Here is a 1,893-nt window from a genome sequence, read left to right as displayed (position 1 = left end):
CTCGTGCCCACCGATGGCCCGGCGGTCGTGGGGTCGGTGGCGGGTCCGGCGGGCCCACCGGTACTGGAGCACTCGGACCCGCCGTTGGACGGCGACCCTGCCCCCGGTGGGGTGTCGCCGCCGCCCGCGGACTCGGCCGGTGGCGGCGAGTCGGCGGCCGAGGTCGTCGTCCCGCTGCCGGCGGGCGGCTGGGCCGTGGTGGTGTCCGTGGTGGTCGTCGATCCAGCCGAGGTGTCGGTGCCCGGGGTCGCTGAGCCGTCGGTGGAGGCGGCCGGAACGACCTGGTCCCCGCCGCGGCCGGGCTGGGCGGAACCGGTGGTGGCCGGGCCCGCCGGCCCGCCGAGTCCGGTGGTCGCACCCGCGCCGACACAGAGCAGCAGCACGCCGAGGAAGACCATCGGCACCGCCGCTCGCCGCGGCCATGACCTGAAACGGCCAGCCGCTCGATGGCCAGTCATCCGTGCGCCCCCCCGGGTGCGACCGGCAACACGTCCGACATCGACCCGTCCCTGGGTCGGCCAAAACACGTGATGCGCGCCTGACGTGTGTGGCTGGCGTATGAGGCGGAAGCCCCACCCATACGACGATAGCTAGAATAACAGCCGGCTGACCGGACATCCGGAGTCGGGGGGAAGTCATGGATATCGCATTGCCGACCGAGGCACGCCCTAGAAAAAATATTCTGATAGCACCATGCTTGTTGGCGTGCCTTGGCTGGGTGTTGTTGTTCCCGGCGGCATCGTCGGCGCGGGCGGCCGATGGCGTGGAGCTTGCGGCCGATGGCGTGGAGCTTCAGGTGACCGTCGCCGGGCAGTCCCTCGGCAGCGGTGACCTGACCCTCGACGCCGGCTCGGTCGTCCGGGTCGTGGTTGGCATGCGCAACCTCACCCGATCGGACGTCCCCGTCGACTCGGTGCGCCTCAGTGGCACCGTGCTGGGTCTGACGTTCTTCGACTACGACACCCGGGTGCGGACCACCGTGCCGGCCCGCGGCGCGGCGAACTGGACGGTCGACCTCGACATCCGCGACCTCGACGGCCGGGCGACCGGGCTGCTGCCGATCGAGGTCGCGATCCGCGACACCGACCTGCGCACCGTCGCCAGCGCCGGCGGGACGGCGAACGTGCGCGGCTCGCTGTTCTCCATCTACGGCCTGTTCGGGCTCGGCCTGCTGGTCCTGATGGGGTTGCTGTGGGCGGTGGCGTTGCTGCCGCTGGGCCGTCATGCCGCGCCGGCGACCTGGTGGCAGCGTGGGTTGCGGTTCGTGCCCGCCGGCTGCGCGGTGGGCCTGTTCGGCGTGTTCGCGCTGTCCGCCACCAGGCTGGTGCCGCCCACGACCGTGACCGACGTGACGCTCACCCTCGTCGCCGCGGCCGCGTGCTTCGCCGCCGGAGCCCTGCTGCCCGGGATGGACTCCGCCCGCCGGGTCTGATCCGGCCGGGTCTGATTCCGCCGGGCGCGGCGGGCGCCGGGGGCGCGGGCCGCATCAGGTCGGATGGCCCGGCAGGGCGACGAGCTGGCGGCCGTCGTCGGTCATGACGAGCAGCCGGGAGAGCTCCGAGGGCGCGATGCCCGCGGTCCCGCGCACCTCGACACCCTCGTAACCGTGCTGGTAGTTCGCCGCCCAGCTCGCGGCGGTCTCCCGGCGCCCGTCCACCGCCTGGGCCACCAGGGCGCAGTGGCTGCCGGGCGGCACGTTCGCCAGCCGCAGCGTGAACGCCGTGCCGGCGGGGTCGGCGGTCATCCACACCCAGGCCTCGACCCTGCTGGTCGCGTCGGTCGCCGTGACCATCCGTCCGGGCGGTGTCGGCTCGACGCCCCCACCACCGGGACCGACCGCCGCGGTGATGCCGGCGGCGGCCGCGGCCACCCCGGCTGCGAGCGCGACCGCCC

1 protein-coding gene and 2 pseudogenes are annotated in these 1,893 nt (G+C 74.0%); 1 reads left to right on the top strand and 2 read right to left on the bottom strand.

Features of this window, described 5'->3' with window-relative positions; all coding sequences use genetic code 11:
• A pseudogene (locus tag MXD58_RS26675) lies at nt 1-404 on the bottom strand (hypothetical protein); the annotation flags it as partial.
• A 392-nt stretch (nt 405-796) separates the two neighbouring features.
• Between MXD58_RS26675 and MXD58_RS26670 the strand changes: the two are divergent.
• Nucleotides 797-1,432, top strand: a complete 636-nt coding sequence (locus MXD58_RS26670; RefSeq protein WP_248837319.1) for a hypothetical protein — start codon at nt 797-799, stop codon at nt 1,430-1,432.
• Between the two features lie 54 nt (nt 1,433-1,486).
• On the opposite strand, the pseudogene MXD58_RS26665 reads toward MXD58_RS26670, so the two are convergent.
• A pseudogene (locus tag MXD58_RS26665) lies at nt 1,487-1,893 on the bottom strand (hypothetical protein); the annotation flags it as partial.

The sequence above is a fragment of the Frankia sp. AgKG'84/4 genome (assembly GCF_023242965.2).
In the GTDB taxonomy this organism is placed as follows: domain Bacteria; phylum Actinomycetota; class Actinomycetes; order Frankiales; family Frankiaceae; genus Frankia.
The sequence above is the reverse complement of the archived record's forward strand: the minus strand, read 5'-3'. Positions and strand labels throughout refer to the sequence as shown.